The 21916-nt window shown below is 65.6% G+C and carries 19 protein-coding genes, 1 tRNA gene and 1 pseudogene; 13 read left to right on the top strand and 8 right to left on the bottom strand.

Annotated features, from left to right (window positions below):
- Window positions 1-30: 30 nt before the first annotated feature.
- Window positions 31-2025, top strand: coding sequence for an acetate--CoA ligase (acs, locus tag ACAM55_RS12845; RefSeq protein WP_369651949.1), 1995 nt, complete (start codon window positions 31-33; stop codon window positions 2023-2025).
- 232 nt (window positions 2026-2257) lie between these two features.
- On the opposite strand, the pseudogene ACAM55_RS12840 reads toward acs, so the two are convergent.
- The 6 genes and pseudogenes from ACAM55_RS12840 to ACAM55_RS12815 form a co-directional block, all read right to left on the bottom strand.
- Window positions 2258-2463: pseudogene (locus ACAM55_RS12840) on the bottom strand (OmpA family protein); the annotation flags it as partial.
- A gap of 319 nt (window positions 2464-2782) precedes the next feature.
- Window positions 2783-3061: a hypothetical protein gene (locus ACAM55_RS12835; protein WP_369651948.1), complete on the bottom strand. Its 279-nt coding sequence runs from the start codon at window positions 3059-3061 to the stop codon at window positions 2783-2785.
- A 105-nt stretch (window positions 3062-3166) separates the two neighbouring features.
- Window positions 3167-3442 (bottom strand): hypothetical protein, encoded by a 276-nt coding sequence (locus tag ACAM55_RS12830; RefSeq protein WP_369651947.1) that lies wholly within the window; start codon window positions 3440-3442, stop codon window positions 3167-3169.
- A gap of 252 nt (window positions 3443-3694) precedes the next feature.
- A tRNA-Pro gene (locus tag ACAM55_RS12825) sits at window positions 3695-3771 on the bottom strand.
- Between the two features lie 35 nt (window positions 3772-3806).
- A complete protein-coding gene (locus ACAM55_RS12820; RefSeq protein ID WP_369651946.1) occupies window positions 3807-4511 on the bottom strand; it encodes a glutathione binding-like protein in 705 nt (234 codons plus the stop codon).
- Between the two features lie 114 nt (window positions 4512-4625).
- Window positions 4626-6305, bottom strand: a complete 1680-nt coding sequence (locus ACAM55_RS12815; RefSeq protein WP_369651945.1) for an FAD-dependent oxidoreductase — start codon at window positions 6303-6305, stop codon at window positions 4626-4628.
- A gap of 158 nt (window positions 6306-6463) precedes the next feature.
- On the opposite strand from ACAM55_RS12815, the gene ACAM55_RS12810 reads away from it, so the two are divergent.
- From ACAM55_RS12810 to ACAM55_RS12790, 5 genes are all read left to right on the top strand, one after another.
- Window positions 6464-7330 (top strand): GNAT family N-acetyltransferase, encoded by an 867-nt coding sequence (locus ACAM55_RS12810; RefSeq protein ID WP_369651944.1) that lies wholly within the window; start codon window positions 6464-6466, stop codon window positions 7328-7330.
- Between the two features lie 176 nt (window positions 7331-7506).
- The gene (gene ppk1 / locus ACAM55_RS12805) at window positions 7507-9645 is read left to right on the top strand and encodes a polyphosphate kinase 1 (RefSeq protein WP_369651943.1); all 2139 of its coding nucleotides are present in this window, start codon (window positions 7507-7509) and stop codon (window positions 9643-9645) included.
- A 19-nt stretch (window positions 9646-9664) separates the two neighbouring features.
- Window positions 9665-10126 carry a histidine phosphatase family protein gene (locus ACAM55_RS12800; protein WP_369651942.1) on the top strand — a complete coding sequence of 154 codons (462 nt, stop codon included), beginning with the start codon at window positions 9665-9667 and terminating at the stop codon, window positions 10124-10126.
- A 222-nt stretch (window positions 10127-10348) separates the two neighbouring features.
- Window positions 10349-11197, top strand: a complete 849-nt coding sequence (locus ACAM55_RS12795) for a hypothetical protein (protein WP_369651941.1) — start codon at window positions 10349-10351, stop codon at window positions 11195-11197.
- Window positions 11198-11347: 150 nt separating this feature from the next.
- A complete protein-coding gene (locus tag ACAM55_RS12790; RefSeq protein ID WP_369651940.1) occupies window positions 11348-12157 on the top strand; it encodes a hypothetical protein in 810 nt (269 codons plus the stop codon).
- A 6-nt stretch (window positions 12158-12163) separates the two neighbouring features.
- Here ACAM55_RS12790 and ACAM55_RS12785 read toward each other — a convergent pair whose 3' ends face one another.
- Window positions 12164-13684, bottom strand: a complete 1521-nt coding sequence (locus ACAM55_RS12785) for an exopolyphosphatase (RefSeq protein WP_369651939.1) — start codon at window positions 13682-13684, stop codon at window positions 12164-12166.
- Window positions 13685-13934: 250 nt separating this feature from the next.
- Between ACAM55_RS12785 and pstS the strand changes: the two genes are divergently transcribed.
- From pstS to phoR, 7 genes are read left to right on the top strand one after another with little or no spacing between them, the layout of a single operon-like run.
- The gene (pstS, locus tag ACAM55_RS12780; RefSeq protein WP_369651938.1) at window positions 13935-14972 is read left to right on the top strand and encodes a phosphate ABC transporter substrate-binding protein PstS; all 1038 of its coding nucleotides are present in this window, start codon (window positions 13935-13937) and stop codon (window positions 14970-14972) included.
- Window positions 14973-15005: 33 nt separating this feature from the next.
- A complete protein-coding gene (gene pstC, locus ACAM55_RS12775; protein ID WP_369651937.1) occupies window positions 15006-16085 on the top strand; it encodes a phosphate ABC transporter permease subunit PstC in 1080 nt (359 codons plus the stop codon).
- Window positions 16082-16966: a phosphate ABC transporter permease PstA gene (gene pstA / locus ACAM55_RS12770; RefSeq protein ID WP_369651936.1), complete on the top strand. Its 885-nt coding sequence runs from the start codon at window positions 16082-16084 to the stop codon at window positions 16964-16966. The genes pstC and pstA overlap by 4 nt, the downstream gene beginning before the upstream one ends.
- A 16-nt stretch (window positions 16967-16982) precedes the next feature.
- Window positions 16983-17762 carry a phosphate ABC transporter ATP-binding protein PstB gene (gene pstB, locus ACAM55_RS12765; protein ID WP_021007056.1) on the top strand — a complete coding sequence of 260 codons (780 nt, stop codon included), beginning with the start codon at window positions 16983-16985 and terminating at the stop codon, window positions 17760-17762.
- A gap of 16 nt (window positions 17763-17778) precedes the next feature.
- Window positions 17779-18480, top strand: coding sequence for a phosphate signaling complex protein PhoU (phoU, locus tag ACAM55_RS12760; RefSeq protein WP_369651935.1), 702 nt, complete (start codon window positions 17779-17781; stop codon window positions 18478-18480).
- A 27-nt stretch (window positions 18481-18507) separates the two neighbouring features.
- On the top strand, window positions 18508-19200 hold the full coding sequence (gene phoB, locus ACAM55_RS12755) for a phosphate regulon transcriptional regulator PhoB (protein WP_369651934.1): 693 nt from the start codon (window positions 18508-18510) through the stop codon (window positions 19198-19200).
- 44 nt (window positions 19201-19244) lie between these two features.
- Window positions 19245-20582 (top strand): phosphate regulon sensor histidine kinase PhoR, encoded by a 1338-nt coding sequence (gene phoR / locus ACAM55_RS12750; protein WP_369651933.1) that lies wholly within the window; start codon window positions 19245-19247, stop codon window positions 20580-20582.
- Here phoR and ACAM55_RS12745 read toward each other — a convergent pair.
- Complete coding sequence (locus ACAM55_RS12745) at window positions 20571-21914, bottom strand: MATE family efflux transporter (protein ID WP_369651932.1); 1344 nt, start codon at window positions 21912-21914, stop codon at window positions 20571-20573. The two genes, phoR and ACAM55_RS12745, sit on opposite strands and share 12 nt — an antisense overlap.
- Window positions 21915-21916 lie beyond the last annotated feature (2 nt).

Here is a 21916-nt window from a genome sequence, read left to right as displayed (position 1 = left end):
CCAACGACGGACGACGTGTCCGAAGACCACATGAGCATGCCCAATTCCATCGAATCCGTCCTCGTCGAGAACCGCGTGTTCCCGCCCGACGCCCGCGCCAGCTCTGGCGCGCGCATCTCCGGCATGGCCGCCTACGAGGCCCTGTGCCGGGAAGCCGAGCAGGACTTCGAGGGCTTCTGGAGCCGCCTGGCGAAGGACAACCTGCAATGGACCAAGCCCTTCACCCGGACCCTGGACGAATCCAAGGCGCCGTTCTACGAATGGTTCGGCGACGGCGAGCTCAACGCCAGCGCGAATTGCCTCGACAAGCACATCGGCACCCCCGTCGAGCACAAGACCGCCATCGTCTTCGAGGCCGACGACGGCACCGTCACCCAGGTCACCTACAAGGAACTGCTCGCCCGCGTGAGCCAGTTCGCCAACGCGCTCAAGGCCGCCGGCATCCACAAGGGCGACCGCGTCATCATCTACATGCCCATGACCGTGGAAGGCGTCGTCGCCATGCAGGCGTGCGCGCGCATCGGCGCCACCCACAGCGTCGTGTTCGGCGGCTTCTCGGCCAAGGCGCTGCAAGAGCGCATCATCGACGCCGGCGCCGTGGCCGTCATCACCGCCAACTACCAGCTGCGCGGCGGCAAGGAACTGCCGCTCAAGGCCATCGTGGACGACGGCATAGCGCTGGGCGGCTGCGAGTCGATCCGGACCGTGTTCGTGTATGAGCGCACCGCCACCGCCTGGAGCCGCATCGAAGGCCGCGACAAGAGCTTCGCCGAAGCACTGGCAGGGCAGAGCACCGAATGCGCTCCCGTGCCGGTGAACGCCGAGCACCCGCTCTTCATCCTCTACACCTCCGGCTCCACCGGCAAGCCCAAGGGCGTGCAGCACGCCACCGGCGGCTACCTGCTGTGGGCCCGGCTCACCATGGACTGGACCTTCGACATCCGGCCCGAAGACGTGTTCTGGTGCACCGCCGACATCGGCTGGATCACCGGCCACACCTACGTGGCCTACGGCCCGCTCGCCGCCGGCGCCACCCAGGTGGTGTTCGAAGGCATCCCCACCTTCCCGCATGCCGGGCGCTTCTGGCAGATGATCGAGAAGCACAAGGTGTCGGTGTTCTACACCGCCCCCACGGCCATCCGCTCGCTCATCAAGGCGGCCGAGGGCGACGAGAAGGTGCACCCCAAGAACTGGGACCTGTCCAGCCTGCGCATCCTCGGTTCGGTGGGCGAGCCCATCAACCCCGAGGCGTGGATGTGGTACCACCGGAACATCGGCCACGAGAAATGTCCGATCGTCGACACCTTCTGGCAGACCGAAACCGGCGGCCACGTGATCACGCCGCTGCCCGGGGCCACGCCGCTGGTGCCCGGCTCGTGCACCTTGCCGCTGCCGGGCATCATGGCCGCCATCGTGGACGAGACCGGCAAGGACCTGCCCCACGGCGCGGGCGGCATGCTGGTCATCAAGCGGCCCTGGCCCTCGATGATCCGCACCATCTGGAACGACCCCGAGCGCTTCAGGAAGAGCTACTTCCCCGAGGAGATGGGCGGCACCATCTACCTGGCCGGGGACGGCGCGGTGCGCAGCGAAGACCGCGGCTACTTCCGCATCACGGGGCGCATCGACGACGTGCTGAACGTGTCGGGCCACCGCCTGGGCACGATGGAGATCGAATCGGCGCTGGTGTCCAAGACCGACCTGGTGGCCGAGGCGGCCGTGGTGGGCCGGCCCGACGACGTGACGGGCGAGGCGGTGTGCGCCTTCGTGGTGCTCAAGCGCGCGCGCCCGACGGGGGAGGAGGCCAGGCAGATCGCCAACGAGCTGCGCAACTGGGTGGCCAAGGAGATCGGGCCGATCGCCAAGCCCAAGGACATCCGCTTCGGGGACAACCTGCCCAAGACGCGCAGCGGCAAGATCATGCGCCGGCTCCTGCGCAGCATCGCCAAGGGCGAGGCGATCACGCAGGACACTTCCACGCTGGAAAATCCGGCCATCCTGGAGCAGTTGTCACAGACCAATTGATTGGCTCTGTAGGACATGGCCGTAACTGGAAAGCAGGGGCTATTGCGGCTCTCGGCCTGAGGTAAAACCAGCGCAGCCGCTGTGCGCCTGGCGCGCATGGCGGGTTCCGCTGTGTTCGACTTTCCGAAGGAGGCCCCCCATGGGCGTGAGATCTGCTTTCCTGTTCGTCAACCTGAGCTCTGTGCATCTGAAAAGGGGAGCGGGCTCGCCTCGCGAAACCCGCCCCCTTTGATCAACTTCCCCCGAATACCTCGATCTCGACCCGTCGGTTGGGAGCCAGGCAATCGATGAGCGCCGCTCGCGCGGCCTGCGCGCACTGCACTTTCGGTTCGGATTCACCCATGCCTGCACCTGCACGTTGGGCGCTGACACACCGGCTCGCATCAGATAGTCGCGAACGGTGTTCGCGCGGGCCAGCGAGAGTGCGCTGTTGTACGCGGCGCGCGGCCGAGGTGACGCCTTTGGTTGTCGTTTCGAGGAAATTCGACGTCGAGTGGCGATGACAAGATCTGGTGCAGATCTGCCGGGCAAAAAAAACCCGCCGAGGCGGGAAAAAATTGCGGGGTCAGTTTCCGGGGGATGCCCGCAATGGCGGGCGAGGCAGTTACGCCAGAACTCCGAAATTTCGGATGTGAATCAATGCACAACGTGCAGTGAACAAACGTCGCTGCATCATCCCGGCCCAGTCGGGGATCGGATCGAGCTCCACTGCGTCAAGGGAGCCTTGGCAAGCAGCGCTCTGGGATCGCACCTCGACCTACATCTGGGCGTGATGGGGCGGCAGAAGCCCTTTACCGATTGTGTGTGGCCGACTGGGAACGCCGTCGTCTGTTCCGCAGTAGCGGGCCACAGCTCGCCCCAGGTGCGTGATCTCGTTCACTGTCGCAAGGGGCGGTGCTGCGCCGTGCGGTGGTGAGAATGCCACCTTGATGTACCCGGCATCTTCCAGGTGCTTCAATTGATCGACGACAGAGTTGCCCCAGAACTGCATTGGCAGTCGCGCAGCCAGGACTTGGGTGAACAGCGCATGTCCCATGTGCCTCTCCAGTCAGTGTATTGAGCCGGGGTCCGGGCTTGCGATGAAGATCAAATCCATCGTTGGCATCTTGAACCAGACCCGAGTGATGCCGGTGATCCCGGGTCACATCAATCGCGCTCCGCGGGCAAATCGCATCGAGGGCTGCATGAATTTGCGAATGTCGCCCATCTTCGCGATCTCGGCGAGGCCCTCGTCGGTAATGCCCTCCACCGTCGCCATCGAGGCCTTGGCGTAGAGTCCCGCCGGCTGAAGCGCGGTAATTTTGGCCTCGATCAATCCTGTGGCCATGAGCACGGACACATCTCGAATTTCCTCTGGCGCGACGACCTGTACCGGTAGCTGTGTGCGCAGAAGCCTTATCAGGAACAAGAGCGGCATTGGATCCTCCGGGTTGCCGGCGCTAGCTGTGCCCAATGTGCCGGCTTGATTTGGGAGGAAAAGTGTGTTCCCGGGTGCGATAGGTCGCAACCGGGCTTATCTGCAACCAAGGGCTGAATCTGTGAGCGACATCACACCTGCGAACAGGTTCAGGCGCAGAGATGCATTGGAAGAGGCCCGGACGGTGAGCAGGTGGAGCTGAAAAGCAAAACGCCTGCAACAACTTACGTCATTGCAGGCATTCACTTTTTTTGGTCGGGGCGAAAGGATTCGAACCTTCGACCCTCTGGTCCCAAACCAGATGCGCTACCAGGCTGCGCTACACCCCGACAAGCCTTCTATTCTAGCCCGGATATCGGGCCTCTCAGCGTTTCTCGTATTGAGTCTTGCCGAAAAGGATCTCGCGCTCCTTGTCGCCGGTGATCGGCTGGCGCAGGTCGGCCAGCACTTTCACGCCGCGCTGCACGGCGGGGCGCGCGGCAATGGCGTCGAACCAGGCCTTCAGGTGCGGGTAGTCGGTGAGGGTGATGCCCTGGTTTTCCCAGCTGCGCAGCCACGGGAAGATGGCGATGTCGGCAATCGAATAGGTCTTGCCGGCGATGAACTTGTTCTTCGACAACTGCTTGTCGATCACGCCGTAGAGGCGCTTGGCCTCGTTGCTGTAGCGCTCGATGGCGTAGCTGATCTTCTCGGGGGCATACATGCGGAAGTGGTGCGCCTGACCGAGCATGGGCCCGACGCCGCCCATCTGGAACATGAGCCATTGCAGGACGTCGTAGCGCTCGCGATCGGTCTTGGGCAGCAGCTTGCCGGTCTTGCCTGCCAGGTAGACCAGGATGGCGCCCGATTCGAAGAGCGAGATCGGCTTGCCGTCCGGACCGTCGGGGTCGGTGATGGCCGGAATCTTGTTATTGGGGCTGAGCTGCAGGAAGTCGGGAGCGAACTGGTCACCCTTGCCGATGTTGATCGGCCGGGCGGTGTACGGCAGGCCGCACTCTTCCAGCATGATGTGAATCTTGTGGCCGTTGGGCGTGGGCCATGAATAGACCTCGATGGGCGATGCGGGCATGTCGCGGGGCTCCGATGTAGGGGTGGGAATTCGAGGGAGGCAGCATATACGCGGCCATTCAAACGCGTGCAGCGCCGGGCATTCCCCGCTCAGGCAACAAGCGGCGTGCCTCCCTCAGGCCACGGCCGAACTGGATGAAAGATGCTGGTGGATGAGCGCCACCACGGCAGCGCCTTCACCGATGGCGCCGCCCACCCGCTTGACCGAGCCCGAGCGCACGTCGCCCACGGCAAACACACCCTGCACGCTGGATTCGAGCGCCGTGGCGGGACGCGCCGGAAAGCCGCCGCTCGCCGCGCCGCCCGTCAGCACGAAGCCGTGCGTGTCGACCGAGACACCGCAGCCTTCGAGCCAGCTGGTCTCGGGCTCTGCCCCGACGAAAAGAAAGATGTTGCGCGCCGCGCAGTCGTGCTCGTTGCCCGTGGTCTGGCAGCGCCAGGTCGCACCCGTGAGGCCTTGCTCGGAGCCGCCGTTCAGCTTCACCAGCTGGGTGTGCGGATGCAGTTCGATGTTGGGCGTGGCCTCGATGCGATCGATCAGGTAGCGCGACATGCTGGCCGCCAGCGAGGGGCCGCGCACCAGCACATTGACCTTGGCCGCATGGCGCGACAGGAACACTGCCGCCTGGCCCGCCGAGTTGCCGCCGCCCACCAGCGCGACTTCTTGCTGCGAGCAGAGCTTGGCTTCGATGGCCGACGCCCAGTACCAGATGCCGCGCCCCTCGAATTCGGAGAGCCTCGGCACGTCGGGCCGGCGGTAGCGTGCGCCGCTGGCAATCACCACCGTGCGCGCATTGATGGTGCGGCCGTCGGCCAGGGCGATGCGCAGGCTGCCGACGGGGTTGTTGCGCGTGCAGTCCAGTGACTTGACTTTGGCCGGGATCAGCATTTCCACACCGAACTTCTGCGCCTGCACGAAGGCCCGGCCCGCCAGCGCCTGCCCCGAGATGCCGGTGGGAAAGCCCAGGTAGTTCTCGATGCGCGCGCTCGCGCCGGCCTGGCCGCCGAAGGCGCGGCAGTCGAGCACGATCACGCGCAGGCCCTCGGAGGCCGCATACACCGCGGTCGCCAGCCCGGCGGGGCCGGCGCCGACCACGGCCACGTCGAACAGCTCGTCGTGCTCCGCCGTGTCGACCATGCCCAGGCAGCGTGCCAGTGCATCTTCGGCCGGGTTGACCAGCACCGAGCCGTCGGGGCACACGGCCAGCAGCTGGCAGGTGCCGTACTGTTCCAGCAGCGCCGCGGCATCCGGATCTTCCGCCGCATCGACCAGGTGATAGGGGTGCCCGTTGCGACGAAGAAAGTTCTCCAGCCGGGCCATGTCGGGCGACTGCGGCTGGCCGATCAGCACCGGCCCGCTGGCGCCGGATTCGATCAGCGCCACGCGCCGAAGAATCAGAGCCCGGGTGATGCGCTCGCCAAGATCGGCTTCCGCCACCAGAAGCGCGCGCAACTGCGCGGGCGGCACGATCAGCGCTTCGACTTCTTCTTCGGCATGGCCGTCGACCAGGGCAGGGCGGCCGCTCAACTGGCCCACTTCGGCAAGAAATTCGCCCGGACCCTGGCGCACGATGGGCACCACGTGCCCCAGGCCGTCGCGTTGCGTGACCGCCACCACGCCCTTGAGCAGGACGAACATGCCCGGGCTCGTTTCCCCGGCGGTGAACAGGCGCTCCCCGCGTGCAAAGCGCTGCACGGTTCCGAAGTGCGCAATGCGCGCGATTTCGGTATCGCTGAGAACGGGAAAAGTCTGGTGGAGACGGTTGTCCAAATTGCTGTTTGCAGCGGTGGCCATTTGCAGAAGCTCCTTGTCGCGGACCCATCGCATTAGACAACCAAGCGGCCCTCCCATGCGACCCGAACACGCCGTAACCCCCGTCATGCAAATGCAATGCCACTGACATGCCCGTTTCACCGCAGGTGCAGAGACTCCATCGGCAGAAAGGGTTCCTCATGAAAGAACTGCCCAACCCGACATTTCCGCTGTCGCAGATCGGACTGCGCGCCGCCCTGTGGCCGGCCCCGGCAGCTGCGCGCCCAACGCTGCCCGAGGCGCCTGCTGCAGTGCTGGTGCCGCCGGTCGTCGATGCCAGGCAAGGTATCACCGTGAGCTGGGCGCGTCACCTGGACGAGGTGCGCGCCGCGCAGCGCCTGCGCTACCAGGTGTTCGTCGGCGAAATGGGTGCGCGCGTGAGCACGCCGCTGGCAGGCCACGACATCGACCTGTTCGACGACTTCTGCGAACACCTGCTGGTGCGCGAAGAACTGACGCAGCAAGTGATTGGTACCTACCGCGTGCTCACGCCGGCCCAGGCCCGGCGCGTGGGCAGCACCTACAGCGACACCGAGTTCGACCTGACCCGCCTGCGCGACCTGCGCGAGCGCATGGTCGAGCTGGGTCGCAGCTGCGTGCATCCGGACCACCGCCAAGGCGGCGTGATCCTCGCGCTGTGGGGTGCCCTGGCCGGGTTCATGCATCGCAACAAGCTCGACACCATGATCGGCTGCGCGAGCATCCCGATGTCGCACAACGGCGTGACCAACGGCGATGCAGCGGCCAGCATCTGGCGCCAGCTCTCGGCGAGCCACATGGCGCCGATCCAGTACCAGGTGCAGCCGCGCCTGCCGCTGCCGGTCGAAAGGCTCGACGGTGCGCTCGATGTCGAGCCGCCCGCGCTGATCAAGGGTTACCTGCGCCTGGGCGCCAAGGTGCTGGGTGCGCCGGCCTGGGACCCGGACTTCAATACCGCGGACCTGCCGATGCTGATGCGCATCGACGACCTGCCGGCGCGCTATCGCAAGCATTTTCTGGGCGCATGAAACCAGCGGTTGCCCGGCCCGCTGCCAGGCCATCCGCCTCGTCGCCCGGCACGGGGGAGCCGAGCGCTGGACCGCCGGCGTCACAGGAACGTCACGGAAACGTCACAAACGAGGGCGACACTGTCATATTTCAGCCTACGTGTGCTCCCGTGCCCCTTGCTCCAGAATCAGTGCCCATGCAATCTGCTCCCGCTGACCGGACGCTCGCGGTCGCGGCATCGGCGCTTCCGCTGCTCGACCGCGATCACAGCATCCTGTCTTTCAATGAGCGCGTGCTCGACTGGGCCCACCGGCCCGAGGTACCGCTGATCGAGCGTCTTCGGTACCTGTGCATCGTTTCTTCCAATCTTGACGAGTTCTTCGAAGTGCGTGCGGCACCGCACCTGATTGCCAGCAGCGCCGGCGACCAGAAGGGCAGCTACACGATCGAGTCGTTCGAGCGCCTGGCCGAGGCGGCCCACACGCTGGTGGCGCGCCAGTACGCGCTCTACAACGACGAGCTGATGCCGACCTTCGCAAAGCACGGCATCCACATCATTTCGCACGGCGAACGCAATGCGGCCCAGCGCAAATGGGTCAGCGAATATTTCGAGCGCGAAGTGCGCCCGCTGCTGATTCCCGTTGGCCTGGATCCGGCGCACCCGTTTCCGCAGGTGGCCAACAAGTCGCTCAATTTCATCGTGCGGCTCGGTGGCAAGGACGCCTTCGGGCGCGAAAACCCGATTCAGATCGTCAAGGTGCCGCGCGTGCTGCCGCGCGTGATCCGCATGCCGGCCAAGGTGTCCGACGGCAAGACGCTGTTCGTCGCGCTTTCGAGCGTGGTGCGCGCGCATCTCTCGAGCATGTTCCCGGGACGCGAGGTGGGTGACTTCTCCCAGTTCCGCGTTACCCGGCACTCCGACCTCGCGGTGGACGAGGAAGACGTCAAGAACCTGCGCACGGCCTTGCGCCAAGGGCTGCAGCATCGGCATTACGGACAGGCCGTTCGGCTCGAGGTGTCTGCCAGCTGCGCCGAATCGCTCGCGAGCTTTCTGCTGGCGCAGTTCAACCTGCCGGCGCAGGCGCTTTATCGCGTGCATGGCCCGGTCAACCTGGCCCGGCTGACCCAACTGATCGATCTGCTGGAGGAGCCGCAGCTGCTCTTTCCGCCGTACTCCGCCTCGTATCCCGTCACGCTGTCTCCGGTGCAGTCGTTCTTCGAGCGGCTGCAGCGCGGCGACGTGCTGATCCACCAGCCCTTCGAGAGCTTCGACGGCGTGCTCGCTTTCCTGCGCGAAGCGGTGCAAGACCCGCAGGTGCTGGCCATCAAGCAGACCATCTACCGCACGGGCACCGATTCGGAGCTGATGGACCTGCTGCGCGAAGCCGTGCGCCGCGGCAAGGAAGTGACGGTGGTGGTGGAGCTCAAGGCCCGCTTCGACGAAGAGGCCAACATCAACTGGGCCGAAATGCTCGAGTCGATCGGCGCTCAGGTGGTGTATGGCGTGGTCGGCCTGAAGACGCACGCCAAGATGCTGCTGGTGACGCGCCGCGAAGGCAAGCAGATGCGCCGCTACGGCCATCTCTCCACCGGCAACTACAACCCGCGCACCGCAAGGCTCTACACGGACATCAGCCACCTGACGGCCGACCCGCTGCTGACGGCCGACATGGAAGCGGTGTTCGTGCACCTTGCCAGCCAGAGCCGGCTGCCCAAGCTCAACCGCATGTGGCTGGCGCCGTTCGATTTGCACAAGAACCTCGTCTCGCAGATCGATGCGCTGGGCCTGGCCGCTTCCACCGGCGAGCCTACGCGCATCGTGGCCAAGATGAATGCACTGACCGACGAACAACTGGTCGCCGCACTCATGCGCGCAGGACAGAACGGCGTGAAGATCGACCTCATCGTGCGCGGTGCCTGCACCTTGCCGGCGCAGGTGCCGGGGCTGACCGACAACATCCGCGTGCGTTCGGTGATCGGGCGTTTTCTCGAGCACTCGCGGGTCTTCTATTTTCGCAACGGGGAGGAGGAGTCGCTCTACCTCTCGAGCGCCGACTGGATGAACCGCAACATGATGCGGCGCGTCGAACTGGCCTGGCCGGTGACCGACCCCGGCCTTCGCCAACGCCTGATCGACGAATGCCTGGTGGCGTACCTGCACGACGGCCGCGATGCCTGGGACCTGGGAGGCGACGGGATCTACACGCGCGTCGACCACGACACCCACCGCGGCGAGGCGGGAGAGTCGCCTATCGTCGAGGCGCACGGCGCACAAGCCGCACTGATGAACCGATATGCATCGCGAGGCCATCACCCCGATGCATCCAGCAACTGACGATCGAAAGACGACGAGCATGGACTTGATCTTCTGGCGCCATGCCGAGGCCGAGGACTGGACCGAGGGCTGCGACGACCTGCAGCGCTCCCTCACCCCGCGCGGCGAAAAGCAGGCCAAGCGCATGGCCAGCTGGCTCGACCGGCAACTGCCCGACGGCACACGCATCATCTGCAGCCCCGCGCGGCGCTGCGAACAGACCGTGCTCGCGCTCGGCCGCAAATACAAGCTGCGCTCCGAACTCGCGCCAGACACCACCCCCGAGGCCATGCTGGGCGCGGCCGGCTGGCCCAATGGCAAGTCTGTGGTGCTGATGGTCGGCCACCAGCCATCGGTGGGGCAGGCCATTTCGCTGCTTCTCGGCTTGAAGCAGGACAGCTGCCCGGTTCGCAAGGGTTCCCTGTGGTGGATCCGGACCCGCGAACGCGACGGCGACGTGCAGACCGTGGTGGTCACGGTGCAGTCGCCCGAGCTTCTCTAGCTGCTGGAGCCGTCTTCAGGCGGATCCCCGTACCGGCGCTTCAAGACAGGCGCTTTGTCATGGCGGTGGGCAGAGGTGGCGGGGCGCTTGTCTCCCGGGAAAAGGTGCGCACCGCTCATGTGCGCATGCGGCGCAATTTCTACAGTGACTCCACGGCAAGACGCCTTGACCCGATGACGGGAAAGAAGCGGTGCCGGTCGGCCACCTCACTGGGGAACACGCATGAAACTGCTCCACCCGCTACCAAGAAGCTTCATGAACATGCTGCGCGCAGACGCCGGCATGTCCTTGAAAACGCTGACTCCCCTGCTTGTTGTCGCTGCCCTCCTGTCGGGGTGCGCAACGAACACCGCCCAGCCCGCGCTGCAGATCCGCCACGAAGCCACACGGGCGATCGAGAAGGTCGAACTCATCTACAACGACGAGGACCAGCTCATCGTCACGGACGGCGGCGGTTCCGGGCTGACGGGCTTCGCGGGGCTCCTGGGGCCCATTGGCGCGATATTGGCTCTCACCGTCGATACCAACAGCCGGATGTCGATGGCCGACCGGACCGATCGGCGCAGCAAGGAGTTCACGGCCGCCGTAAGGAACAGCGGAGCGGCCATGTCACTCAACAGGAAGTTCGCGGAGCGGCTGGCGGCGCGCCTGCGGGAAAGCGGCCGCGAGGTGAAGGTGACGCCTTTCATGCGCGCGACCGGACAGCTGGCCGAGATGCAGGTACCCGAACTCCGGCCCACTCCCGGCTACAGCACGTTGATCCTGCGGATCACCACGGCGTATGGGGCCTCCGATGCGACATCGAGTTTCAAGCCGTTCGTCTTGGTGGAGCAGTTGCTCCGGAACGAGCAGCAGGCCGTCGTTCACCAGACATCCAGCTTCGCCGACGTGACCGAGCCGACCTATTTTCTGTACGAAGGCCTGCTCAAGGACACCGCAGGTGCCCATGAAGGGCTGAAGCAGGGGCTCGACCGGGTCGTGCAGCCAGCCTATGCAGGCATGTTCGGAGACGACGCGCCGCGCACGGCCCGCTCGGCCACCACCCAAACCGCTGCCCTGGATGCGAACTGAAGCGTCTCGGGCCCGCTGAATGCCACCCGCCTTGGAGGCGCTGCAGCGCGGCGCCAGTGGCATACTCGGCGTCTGATGCATTTGGTCACAAATTGCATCTATAACTTACAAATGCACGGCGATTGCGCAGCAGGCGCCTTCCAGATACTCATGAAAACGCTTGTTTCCCTGTTCGTCGCGGTGGCCTTCCTGGCGGGGTGTGCCACGAATGCACCGCAGGCCGCGCTGCAGCCACGTCCCGATACCACCCGATCGCTTGCGAAGATCGAACTCCTCTACAACGAGGAAGACCAATTCACTGTCGTGGACGGGGGCGGTTCCGCCATTGCGGGCTTCGCCGGGCTTCTCGGGCCCGTTGGCACGCTGGTGGCGCTCGGTTTCGAAGTCGGCAGCCGGGCGACCCTGGCCGGCCGCACGGAGCGGCGCAGCAAGGAGTTCATGGCGGCAGTGAAGAACGACGGCACGGCGGCCACGTCCCTCAGCCGGCAGTTTGCGGAGCAATTCGCAGCGCGCCTGCGGGAGAGTGGCCGCGAGGTGAAGCTGACGCCCGCCTTCCGCGTCAACGGGCCAGTCGCCGAGATGCAGGCACTGGGACATCGGCCCACGCCCGGCTACAGCACGTTGACGATGCGGATCACTGCGGCATACGGCGCACCCGATGCCACGTCGAGTTTCAAGCCGTTCGTCGCGGTCGAGCAATTGCTGAGAGACGAGCAGCAGTCCGTCGTGTACCAGGCGACCCACACCGCCGATCTGGAGGAGCCCGCCTACTTCATGTATGACGGCCTGCTCCAGGACGCCAGAGGGGCCCGGGAAGGGCTGCGGCAGGGCTTCGCCCAGGCTGTGCAGCCCGCTTATTCCGTCATGTTCGGCCAGGACGAGCCGCACCTGGCCGGCGGTGCCGGGCCCACGCGGACGGCCGGCCTCGACGCAGCCTCGGCGCAAAGTGAAGTGAAGTGAAGCGCCTCAGCAGCCGCTGAGTTCCACGCGCCAGCTGCTGGTCTTCTGCCAGGCCAGCACTTCTTCCCGCAGCAGATGCGCGGACTGCGGATAGGCATCGGCCCAGTCGGGCGCGGAAGCGATCGTGAACGCCCTGGCGCCCAGCGCTGCGAGATGCAGCGCCTGCGGGTCTGGATCGCGGCGCGCGTGGCACAGGATCACCGCAAGGCGCAGCGACAGCAGCTGCATCACGAAGGTCTCGTCTTCCAGCGCGACGTCGAGCTTGCGCAGCTTTCCGCGCTGTCCCAGCACCAGCTGGCCGAGCGCATGCAACTCGTTGACGGCAAAGCCGGGCGCGTCGGTGTTGTCGAGGATGTAGGCGCCGTGCTTGTGATAGTCGCTGTGGGAAACCAGCGTGCCGATCTCGTGCAGCTGGGCCGCCCAGCCGAGCTTGCGCAGCGCCCGACCGGCGCGGCTTCCGGAGTTGCCGCCACGCGCGGCGGGTGCGAGCTGCACGAACAATGCCGCGGCCGTTTCGCCCACACGCCTGGCCTGGGCCGTATCGACCGAGAACCGGGCGGCCAGCCGCGCCACGGTGGCGGTGCGCATGTCGGCCACGCTTTCGTCGCGCTCCAGCAATTCGTAGAGCACGCCGTGGCGCAGCGCACCCTGGGCGACCTTCATTTCGTCGATGTCCAGCAGCTCGAACACGGCGCGCAGCACGCTCACGCCGCCGCCGATCACCGGCTTGCGGTCTTCGCGCATGCCGTCGATGCGCAGCTTGTCGGTGCTGCCGGCCTTGAGCAGGCGGTCGACCAGCCAGTTGAGGCCGTCGCGCGTGATCAGGCCCGGCTCGCCGCCGGCCGCTGCCAGCACGTCGCCCACCGCTCCGATGGTGCCGGATGCGCCATAGGCCACGTCCCACTGGTCGCGGGTGTAGCTCGAGAGCGCGTCGTCGAGCACCGCCTTGGCGGCCACCTCGGCGGCCCGGAATGCGGCCGGCGTGAAGAGACCTTCCGCGAAGTGCTTCATCGACCAGGCGACGCTGCCGACGCGGTAGGACTCCATCATCTCGGCGTCCAGCGCGCGGCCGATGATCATTTCGGTGGAACGCCCGCCGATGTCCACCACCAGCCGGCGTTCCCGATCGGAGGCGTCGGTGTGCGGCAGCATGTGCGCCACGCCCTGGTAGATAAGGCGGGCTTCTTCCCGGCCTGGAATCACGTCGATGCCAAAGCCCAGGATGGTGCGCGCGCGCAACAGGAATTCTTCGCGGTTGCGGGCCTCGCGCAAGGTCTGGGTGGCCACGGCGCGCACCTGCGAGCGCTTGAAGCCGGCCAGCCGCTCGCCAAAACGGGCGAGCGCGTCCCAGCCGCGCTGCATGGCCTCCGGCGTGAGGTTTCGGGCGCTGTCCAGGCCGTTGCCCTGGCGCACCGTTTCCTTGAGGTATTCGGTGCGGTGGATCTGGCCGTGGTCGACCTGTCCGATCTCGAGCCTGAAGCTGTTGGAGCCGAGATCGACTGCGGCGAGGCGGGTGCCGTTTTGCATGTAGTTGTGGTGAAGAGGGCGGTGTCTCTGATCGTAGCGCCGTGACAGGCGCGCCGCCCCCGAATCGCTGGTGGCGAGGTTGGGAAGGCTAGGCGCGGCGAATGACGATTGTGTGACAGCGTCACACAAGCCGCGGGGGAAACAGCGCCATTTTCCCTCTATGGCGGGGTGTCACACCGATGTCACACAAGCTTCCTAGAGTCCGTTCCAAGCCCGAAAGGGACTACTTCTTACTTCTAACGGAAGCTTTATGAAAACGACGTTCAAATTTGCAGCCGCCGGCCTCGTGGCCGCAGTCTTCGCCCATGTTCCCGCTTTCGCACAAGACGTGACCGGCGCCGGCGCCAGCTTTCCGGCGCCGCTGTATGCCAAGTGGGCCTCCGATTTCAACAAGGCCACCGGCGTCAAGATCAATTACCAGTCGGTCGGTTCGGGCGCGGGCTTGAAGCAGATCGAAGCCAAGACGGTCGATTTCGGCGCTTCCGATGCACCCCTGAAGGACGACGAACTCCAGGCCAAGGGCCTGATGCAGTTCCCCACCGTCATCGGCGGCGTGATTCCCGTGGTCAACATCCCCGGCATCAAGCCGGGTGAACTGAAGCTCAACGGCCAGGTGCTGGGCGACATCTACCTGGGCAAGATCACCAAGTGGAACGACCCCGCCATCAAGGCGCTGAACGGCTCGCTGGCCCTGCCGGACGCCGCCATTGCGCCGGTTCGCCGCGCTGACGGCTCGGGCACCAGCTTCCTGTTCACCAACTACCTGAGCAAGGTCAACTCCGAGTGGAAGACCAAGGTGGGCGAGGGCACGGCCGTGAACTGGCCGACCGGTGCGGGTGGCAAGGGCAATGAAGGCGTTGCTGCTTTCGTGAACCGCCTTCCCAACTCGATCGGCTATGTCGAGTACGCGTACGTCAAGCAGAACAAGATTAACTTTGCCCAGTTGCAGAACGCGGCCGGCAACTTCGTCTCGCCCGAAGACACGGCCTTCAAGGCTGCCGCCGCCGGCGCCGACTGGAACAAGAGCTTCTACCAGGTGCTGACCAACCAGGCCGGCAAGGATGCATGGCCCATCACTGGCGCCACCTTCATCCTGATGCACAAGGTGCAGGACAAGCCCGCCAACGCGACCACCGTGCTCAAGTTCTTCGACTGGGCCTACAAGGGTGGCGACAAGACGGCTGACGATCTCGACTACGTGCCGATGCCCGATGCCGTGAAGGCCACCATCGCCAAGGCATGGGGTGAAGTGAAGGACGCATCGGGCAAGCCGGTCGCCTTCAAGTAAGCCATCAACCAACAAGTCAAGAACGGCGCATCCATGAGCAGCACTCCGCTCCAGGATGCGCCGCATTCGTCATTGCCGGAGCGACCCGTGTCATCCACTTTTCCTGCTTCCGCATCCACGCTCGACCTCGCGGCCGAACGCGGCCGCGCCGCCGCCCCACCGCCCGCCAAGGCGCCGCGCTCGGGCCCCATGGCCGACCGCCTCTTCGGATGGGCCGCCAAGGGCGCCGCGCTGCTCACGCTCGCGATGCTGATCGGCATCCTGCTGTCGCTGATCGCCGGCGCCTGGCCCGCCATCTCGAAGTACGGCCTCGGCTTTCTCACCAGCAGCGTGTGGGACCCGGTGCAGAACGAGTACGGCGGCCTGGTCATGATCTACGGCACGCTGGCCACTTCGATCATCGCGCTGGTGATCGCGGTGCCGGTGAGCTTCGGCATTGCGCTGTTCCTCACCGAGCTGTCGCCCAACTGGCTCAAGCGCCCGCTGGGCACGGCCATCGAATTGCTCGCCGCCGTGCCTTCGATCGTGTACGGCATGTGGGGCCTCCTGGTGTTCGGCCCGATTCTTTCGACCTGGGTGCAGCAGCCGCTGCAGAAGCTGCTTGCCGGCGTGCCGTACCTCGGCGCCCTGGTGTCGGGTCCGCCCGTGGGCATCGGCATTCTTTCGGCCGGCATCATCCTCGCGATCATGATCATCCCGTTCATCGCCTCGGTGATGCGCGATGTGTTCGAAGTGACGCCGCCGCTGCTCAAGGAGTCGGCCTACGGTCTCGGTTCCACGACCTGGGAAGTGGTCTCGAAGGTGGTGTTGCCCTACACCAAGGCCGGCGTGATCGGCGGCATCATGCTCGGTCTCGGCCGGGCGCTGGGTGAAACGATGGCGGTCACCTTCGTGATCGGCAACATGAACCAGCTCAATTCGCTTTCCGTGTTCGAGGCTGCCAACAGCATCACCTCGGCACTTGCCAACGAGTTTGCCGAAGCCGGCGCGGGCCTGCACCAGGCTGCGCTGATGTATCTCGGCCTGGTGCTGTTCTTCATCACCTTCGTCGTGCTGACGCTCTCGAAGGTGCTGCTGGCCCAGATGAAGAAGAGCGAAGGGACGAAGTCGTGAGCACTGCTGAAAGCCTCTTGAGCGCGAAAGCGCTCGCCGAAACCCGCCAGGCCAAGTTTGCCGCGCGCAACCGCGTCAACAAGATCGCGCTCACGCTGTCGCTCGCGGCGATGGTGTTCGGCGTGTTCTGGCTCATCTGGATCCTGTGGGAGACACTGCGCCTCGGCCTCGGCGGCCTGGCGCTTGCCACGTTCACCGAAATGACGCCGCCGCCGAACGAGGCGGGCGGCATCGCGAACGCGATCTTCGGCTCGTTCGTGATGGTGGCGCTGGCCACCTTCGTGGGCACCCCGATCGGCATCATGGCCGGCATCTACCTGGCCGAGTACAACCCCAAGGGCTGGCTGTCATCGGTGACGCGCTTCGTCAACGACATCCTGCTCTCGGCGCCGTCGATCGTGATCGGCCTGTTCGTGTATGCCGTGGTAGTGGCGTACTTCAAGACCTTCTCGGGCCTGGCGGGTGCGCTGTCGCTCGCGCTGATCGTGATTCCGGTGGTGATTCGCACCACCGAGAACATGCTGCAACTGGTGCCGCCGGGGCTGCGCGAAGCGGCCTATGCGCTCGGTACGCCGAAGTGGAAAGTGATCTTGAGCATCACGCTGCGCGCGGCGCGTGCCGGTGTGGTTACGGGTGTGCTGCTGGCCGTGGCCCGCATCGCCGGCGAAACCGCGCCGCTGCTCTTCACCGCGCTGAACAACCAGTTCTGGACCGCCGACCTGAGCCAGCCGATGGCCAGCCTGCCGGTGACGATCTTCAAGTTCGCGATGAGCCCGTACGAGAACTGGCAACAACTGGCCTGGGCCGGTGTGTTCCTGATCACCGTGGCCGTGCTCGCCCTCAACATCCTGGCGCGGGTCCTCACGCGCAGCAAACACTGATTCAAGAAAGGCAACCATGCCAAACACCGTCGCACAACCGTCGCGCTCGAAGATCTCGGTCAAGGACCTGAACTTCTACTACGGCAAGTTCCACGCGCTCAAGGGCATCAACCTCGAGATCCCCGAGAACAAGGTCACGGCCTTCATCGGCCCGTCGGGCTGTGGCAAGTCGACCCTGCTGCGCACCTTCAACCGCATGTTCGAGCTCTATCCCGAGCAGCGCGCCGAAGGCACCATTGCGCTGGACGGCGAGAATCTGCTCACGTCCAAGCAGGACGTGGCGCTGATCCGCGCCAAGGTCGGCATGGTGTTCCAGAAGCCCACGCCGTTCCCGATGTCGATCTACGACAACATCGCCTTCGGCGTGAAGCTGTTCGAGAATCTGAGCGCGAGCGAAATGGACGACCGCGTCGAGTGGGCGCTCAAGAAGGCCGCGCTCTGGACCGAGGTGCGCGACAAGCTGCAGCAAAGCGGCTCGGGCCTTTCCGGCGGCCAGCAGCAGCGCCTGTGCATTGCCCGCGGCATTGCCATCAAGCCCGAAGTGCTGCTGCTCGACGAACCTTGCTCCGCACTCGACCCGATCTCGACCGCGAAGATCGAGGAGTTGATCGCAGAGCTGAAGAACGAGTACACCGTGGTCATCGTGACGCACAACATGCAGCAGGCCGCACGTTGCAGCGACTACACCGCGTACATGTACCTGGGCGACCTGATCGAGTTCGGCGCGACGGAACAGATGTTCTTCAAGCCGCAGCGCAAGGAGACCGAGGACTACATCACTGGCCGTTTCGGCTGATGTCAAGGAGGCTCACATGACTGAAAAACATCTCTCCAGCCAGTTCGACAGCGAACTCAACGGCGTTTCGTCGCGCGTGATGGAACTCGGCGGCATGGTCGAGGCGCAGATCCACCAGGCGGTGTACGCGCTGCTGCAGTTCGACCCCGAAGCGGCCGACCGCGTGATGGAAACCGAAAACCGCGTCAACGCGATGGAGATCGAGATCGACCGCGAGCTGTCGTCGATCATTGCGCGGCGCCAGCCGACGGCGCGCGACCTGCGCCTCTTGATCGCCATCTCCAAGACCACGGCCAACCTGGAGCGCGTGGGCGACGAAGCCAACAAGATCGCGCGCATGGTCAAGTCGATCATCGAAAGCGGTTCGGCCCGCGCATTGCCCTCGAACGAGCTGCGTATCGCGGCCGACCTGGCGTCGGGCCTTTTGCGCACCGCCCTGGACGCGTTCGCGCGCCTCGACACGGCCGCCGCGCTGTCGATCCTGAAGGACGACGACCTGATCGACAAGGAATTCGACGGCTTCGTGCGCAAGCTGGTCACCTACATGATGGAAGACCCGCGCACGATCTCGGCCAGCCTCGACCTGCTGTTCCTGGCCAAGGCCATCGAACGCATTGGAGACCACGCCAAGAACATCGCCGAATTCATCATCTACATCGTCAAGGGCGCCGATGTGCGGCACACTTCGATGCAAGAGATCGAATCGGCGCTGAAGTAACAGCGGGCGCACGACTTCCAAGAACGCATGAAGAAACCCCGAGTCCTGATCGTCGAAGACGAATCCTCGATCGCCGAGCTGATCGCCGTCAATCTGCGCCACAACGGCTTCGAGCCGATCTGGTCGGAAGATGGCGTCGCAGCGCAGCGCGAAATCGACGCCTTCCTGCCGGACCTGATCCTGCTCGACTGGATGCTGCCCGGCCAGAGCGGCCTGCAGCTCGCGCGCCAGTGGCGCAAGGACGCGCGCACCAAGGCCGTTCCCATCCTGATGCTGACCGCGCGCGGCGACGAGCCCGACAAGGTGGCCGGCCTCGATGCGGGCGCCGACGACTACATCACCAAGCCGTTCTCCACGCAAGAAATGCTCGCGCGCATCCGCGCGGTGCTGCGCCGGCGCGCGCCCGAAGTGGTCACGGAACGCGTGGAAATCGGCGAGCTCGCGCTCGACACCGCCACGCACCGTGTCACCTGGCAGGGCAATGCGCTCAAGGTGGGACCGACCGAATTCAAGCTGCTGGCCTACCTGATGCAGCACGCGGAGCGCGTGCACAGCCGGGCGCAATTGCTCGACAAGGTCTGGGGCGACCATGTTTATATCGAGGAACGCACGGTCGACGTGCATGTCAAGCGCCTGCGCGAATCGCTGGGTGCTGCTTCGCCCATGGTTGAAACGGTGCGCGGAGCCGGTTATCGCCTGACGGCCCAAGTCACGGTTTGACCGCGCCGGCTTTCATGGTCCGCGGGCGCGGATAATCGCCCGCCATGCCTTTTCGCATTGCTACATTTCTCATAGCGTCCCTCGCAATAGGAGCGGGCGCCGCAGCCATTTTTGGCTGGAAGTTCGGGTGGCTGGGCGCCTGGCTGGGCGCGGCGCTGTGGCTCGCGCTTGATGCGTGGCGGGCCGAGCGCCTGCTGCGTGTGCTGCGCAACGACGCGTCTGGCCTGCCGACCCGTGGCGCCGGCGTGTGGGGCGAGCTGTCGGAACGCATCCGCAAGCTGCTGCGCGAACGCGAGCAACAGACGCGGCAGGCCGAAGACCGGCTGCAAGAGTTCCTGGCGGCCATCCAGGCGTCTCCCAACGGCGTGATCCTGCTGGACGAGCAGGGCCGCATCGAATGGTGCAACCAGACGGCGGCCAGCCAGTTCGGCATCGATGCCGAGCGAGATCTTCTGCAGCATCTTGCGAACCTCGTGCGCGACCCGGCGTTCGTGGCCTATCTTGCGTCGTGGAACTACAGCCGCGACGTCGTCATCGATGCCTCCGGCCCGCGCCAGGCACAGCAGCGCAGCCATCCGGTGCGCCTGTCGGTGCAGGTGCATCCGTATGCGGGCAATCGCCGCATGCTGCTGACGCGCGACATCACGGCACTGGAGCAGGCGGAGGCCATGCGGCGCGACTTCGTCGCCAACGTTTCGCACGAAATCCGCACGCCACTCACCGTGCTGGCGGGTTTTGTCGAAACCCTGCAGAACCTGCCCCTCGACGCGGACGAGCGCGCCCGCTATCTGTCGCTGATGGGCCAGCAGTCGCACCGCATGGAAACGCTGGTGAACGATCTGCTGACGCTCTCGCGCCTCGAGGGCAGCGCGGCGCCGTCGGGCAACCAGTGGATCCGCATCCGCGCGCTGCTCGCGCAGTGCGAGGACGAGGCCCGCGGGTTGTCGGGCCGGCTGGCGCCGCAGGGCCATCGCCTTTCCTTCAGCATCGAGGCCGAGTCCGAGATCTCGGGCGCACCGACCGAATTGCAAAGCGCCATGTCGAACCTGCTGAGCAATGCCATCCGCTACACGCCAGGCGGCGGCGAGGTGGCGGTGAGCTGGCGGCTGCTGCCCGAAGGGCGCGGTGAATACGCGGTGCGCGATACCGGCCCCGGCATTGCCGCCGAGCACATTCCGCGTTTGACCGAGCGCTTCTATCGCATCGATCGCAGCCGCTCGCGCGAGACCGGCGGCACTGGGCTGGGCCTGGCGATCGTGAAGCACATCGCGCAGCGGCATGGCGCCGAGTTGCGCATCGAGAGCACGGTGGGCAAGGGCTCGCGCTTTGCACTGGTGTTCCCCGCAACCCGGGTGCGCGAAGCGCGGGTGCTAGCGAAATGAACGCCGCATCGTCCACCGCAGCAGCGCGCCGAACAACAGGGCTGTGACAGCGAGCGCGCCCGCGCTCATGAGCCAGAACGCCATAGGCGACTGCATTGCGGGCCAGGGCCCGAGGCCCCGGTAGGCCAGCAGGTAGCTCCCGCCGAGTCCGAAGCCCCAGAGCAGGGTGCAATAGATGACCAGCGGCACCAGCGTGACACGGTAGCAGCGCAGCACGAACACGCACAGCGTCTGCAGCGCATCGGCGAAGTGGTAGACCGCGACCACCAGCAGCAGCGCTGCGGCGAGCGCTATCACGGCCGGGTTGTCCGAATACACATGGGCCAGCCTGAAGCGCAGCGCCACCATCGCCCCGGCAAAAAACAGTGCGCAGAGAGCGGTGAGCTCGAAGCCCATGCGGCAGGCGCGGCGGGCCCGGGCCGCATGCCCGGCACCGAGCCAGAAGCTCACGCGCGCGCTGGTGGCAATGCCGAGCGAGAGCGGCACCATGTAGGCCACCGCCAGCAGGTTCGAGGCAATCTGGTGCGCGGCCGCCGCTGCCGTGCCCTGGCGAGCGATGAACAGCGCCATCAGCGTGAACGAGGTCACCTCCACCAGCACCGCCAGCCCGCCTGGAATGCCCAGGCTCGCAAACTGGCGAATCTGCCGCCAGTCGGGCGCCTCGATGCGCTCCCAGAGGCGGTAGTCCTTGTAGAAGGAACTGCTGCGCAGGAGCCAGACCGCGCAGGCCAGCATGGTCCAGTTCACGCAGAGCGTGGCCCACGCGCAGCCCACCAGTCCCATGGCCGGCAGGCCGGCGCCGCCGAAGGTGAACCAGATCGACAGCGGCAGCTTCACGAACAGCGAGCCCAGCTGCAGCCAGGTCACGATCTGCGGTTTGCCGAGGCTCTGGTTCAGTGTGCTGAACAAGCGGAAGAGCAGGGCGGGCGGAAGCGCGAAGGCGAGTACCGCGAGATACGCCTCCACGCCGGCGCGCATGTCGGGAGGCACCTGGGTCCATCGCAACACGGCGCCGGGGAACAGCAGCACGACCATGCCGATGGCGATGGTGATGGCGCTCAGGTAGAGCGACTGCCGCACGGAACGGCCCACTTCGCTCCTGCGGTCGGCGCCGTGCAGCTCGGCCCACACCGGCAGCAGCGCCTGCAGCACGCCCATCAGCGAGACGAATACGCTGATGAAGATGGCCGCACCCACCGACAGCGCGGCCAGCGCGCTCTCGGCATAGCGCCCGGCCACGATGGTGTCGGTCACGCCGAACGCCATCACGGCCAGTTGGCCGACCAGCACCGTGCCGGCGTGCCGCGCGATCAGACCTCGTTCGCCGATCACTG

The organism is Variovorax sp. V213, assembly GCF_041154455.1.
Lineage (GTDB): Bacteria > Pseudomonadota > Gammaproteobacteria > Burkholderiales > Burkholderiaceae_C > Variovorax.
The sequence above is the reverse complement of the archived record's forward strand: the minus strand, read 5'-3'. Positions and strand labels throughout refer to the sequence as shown.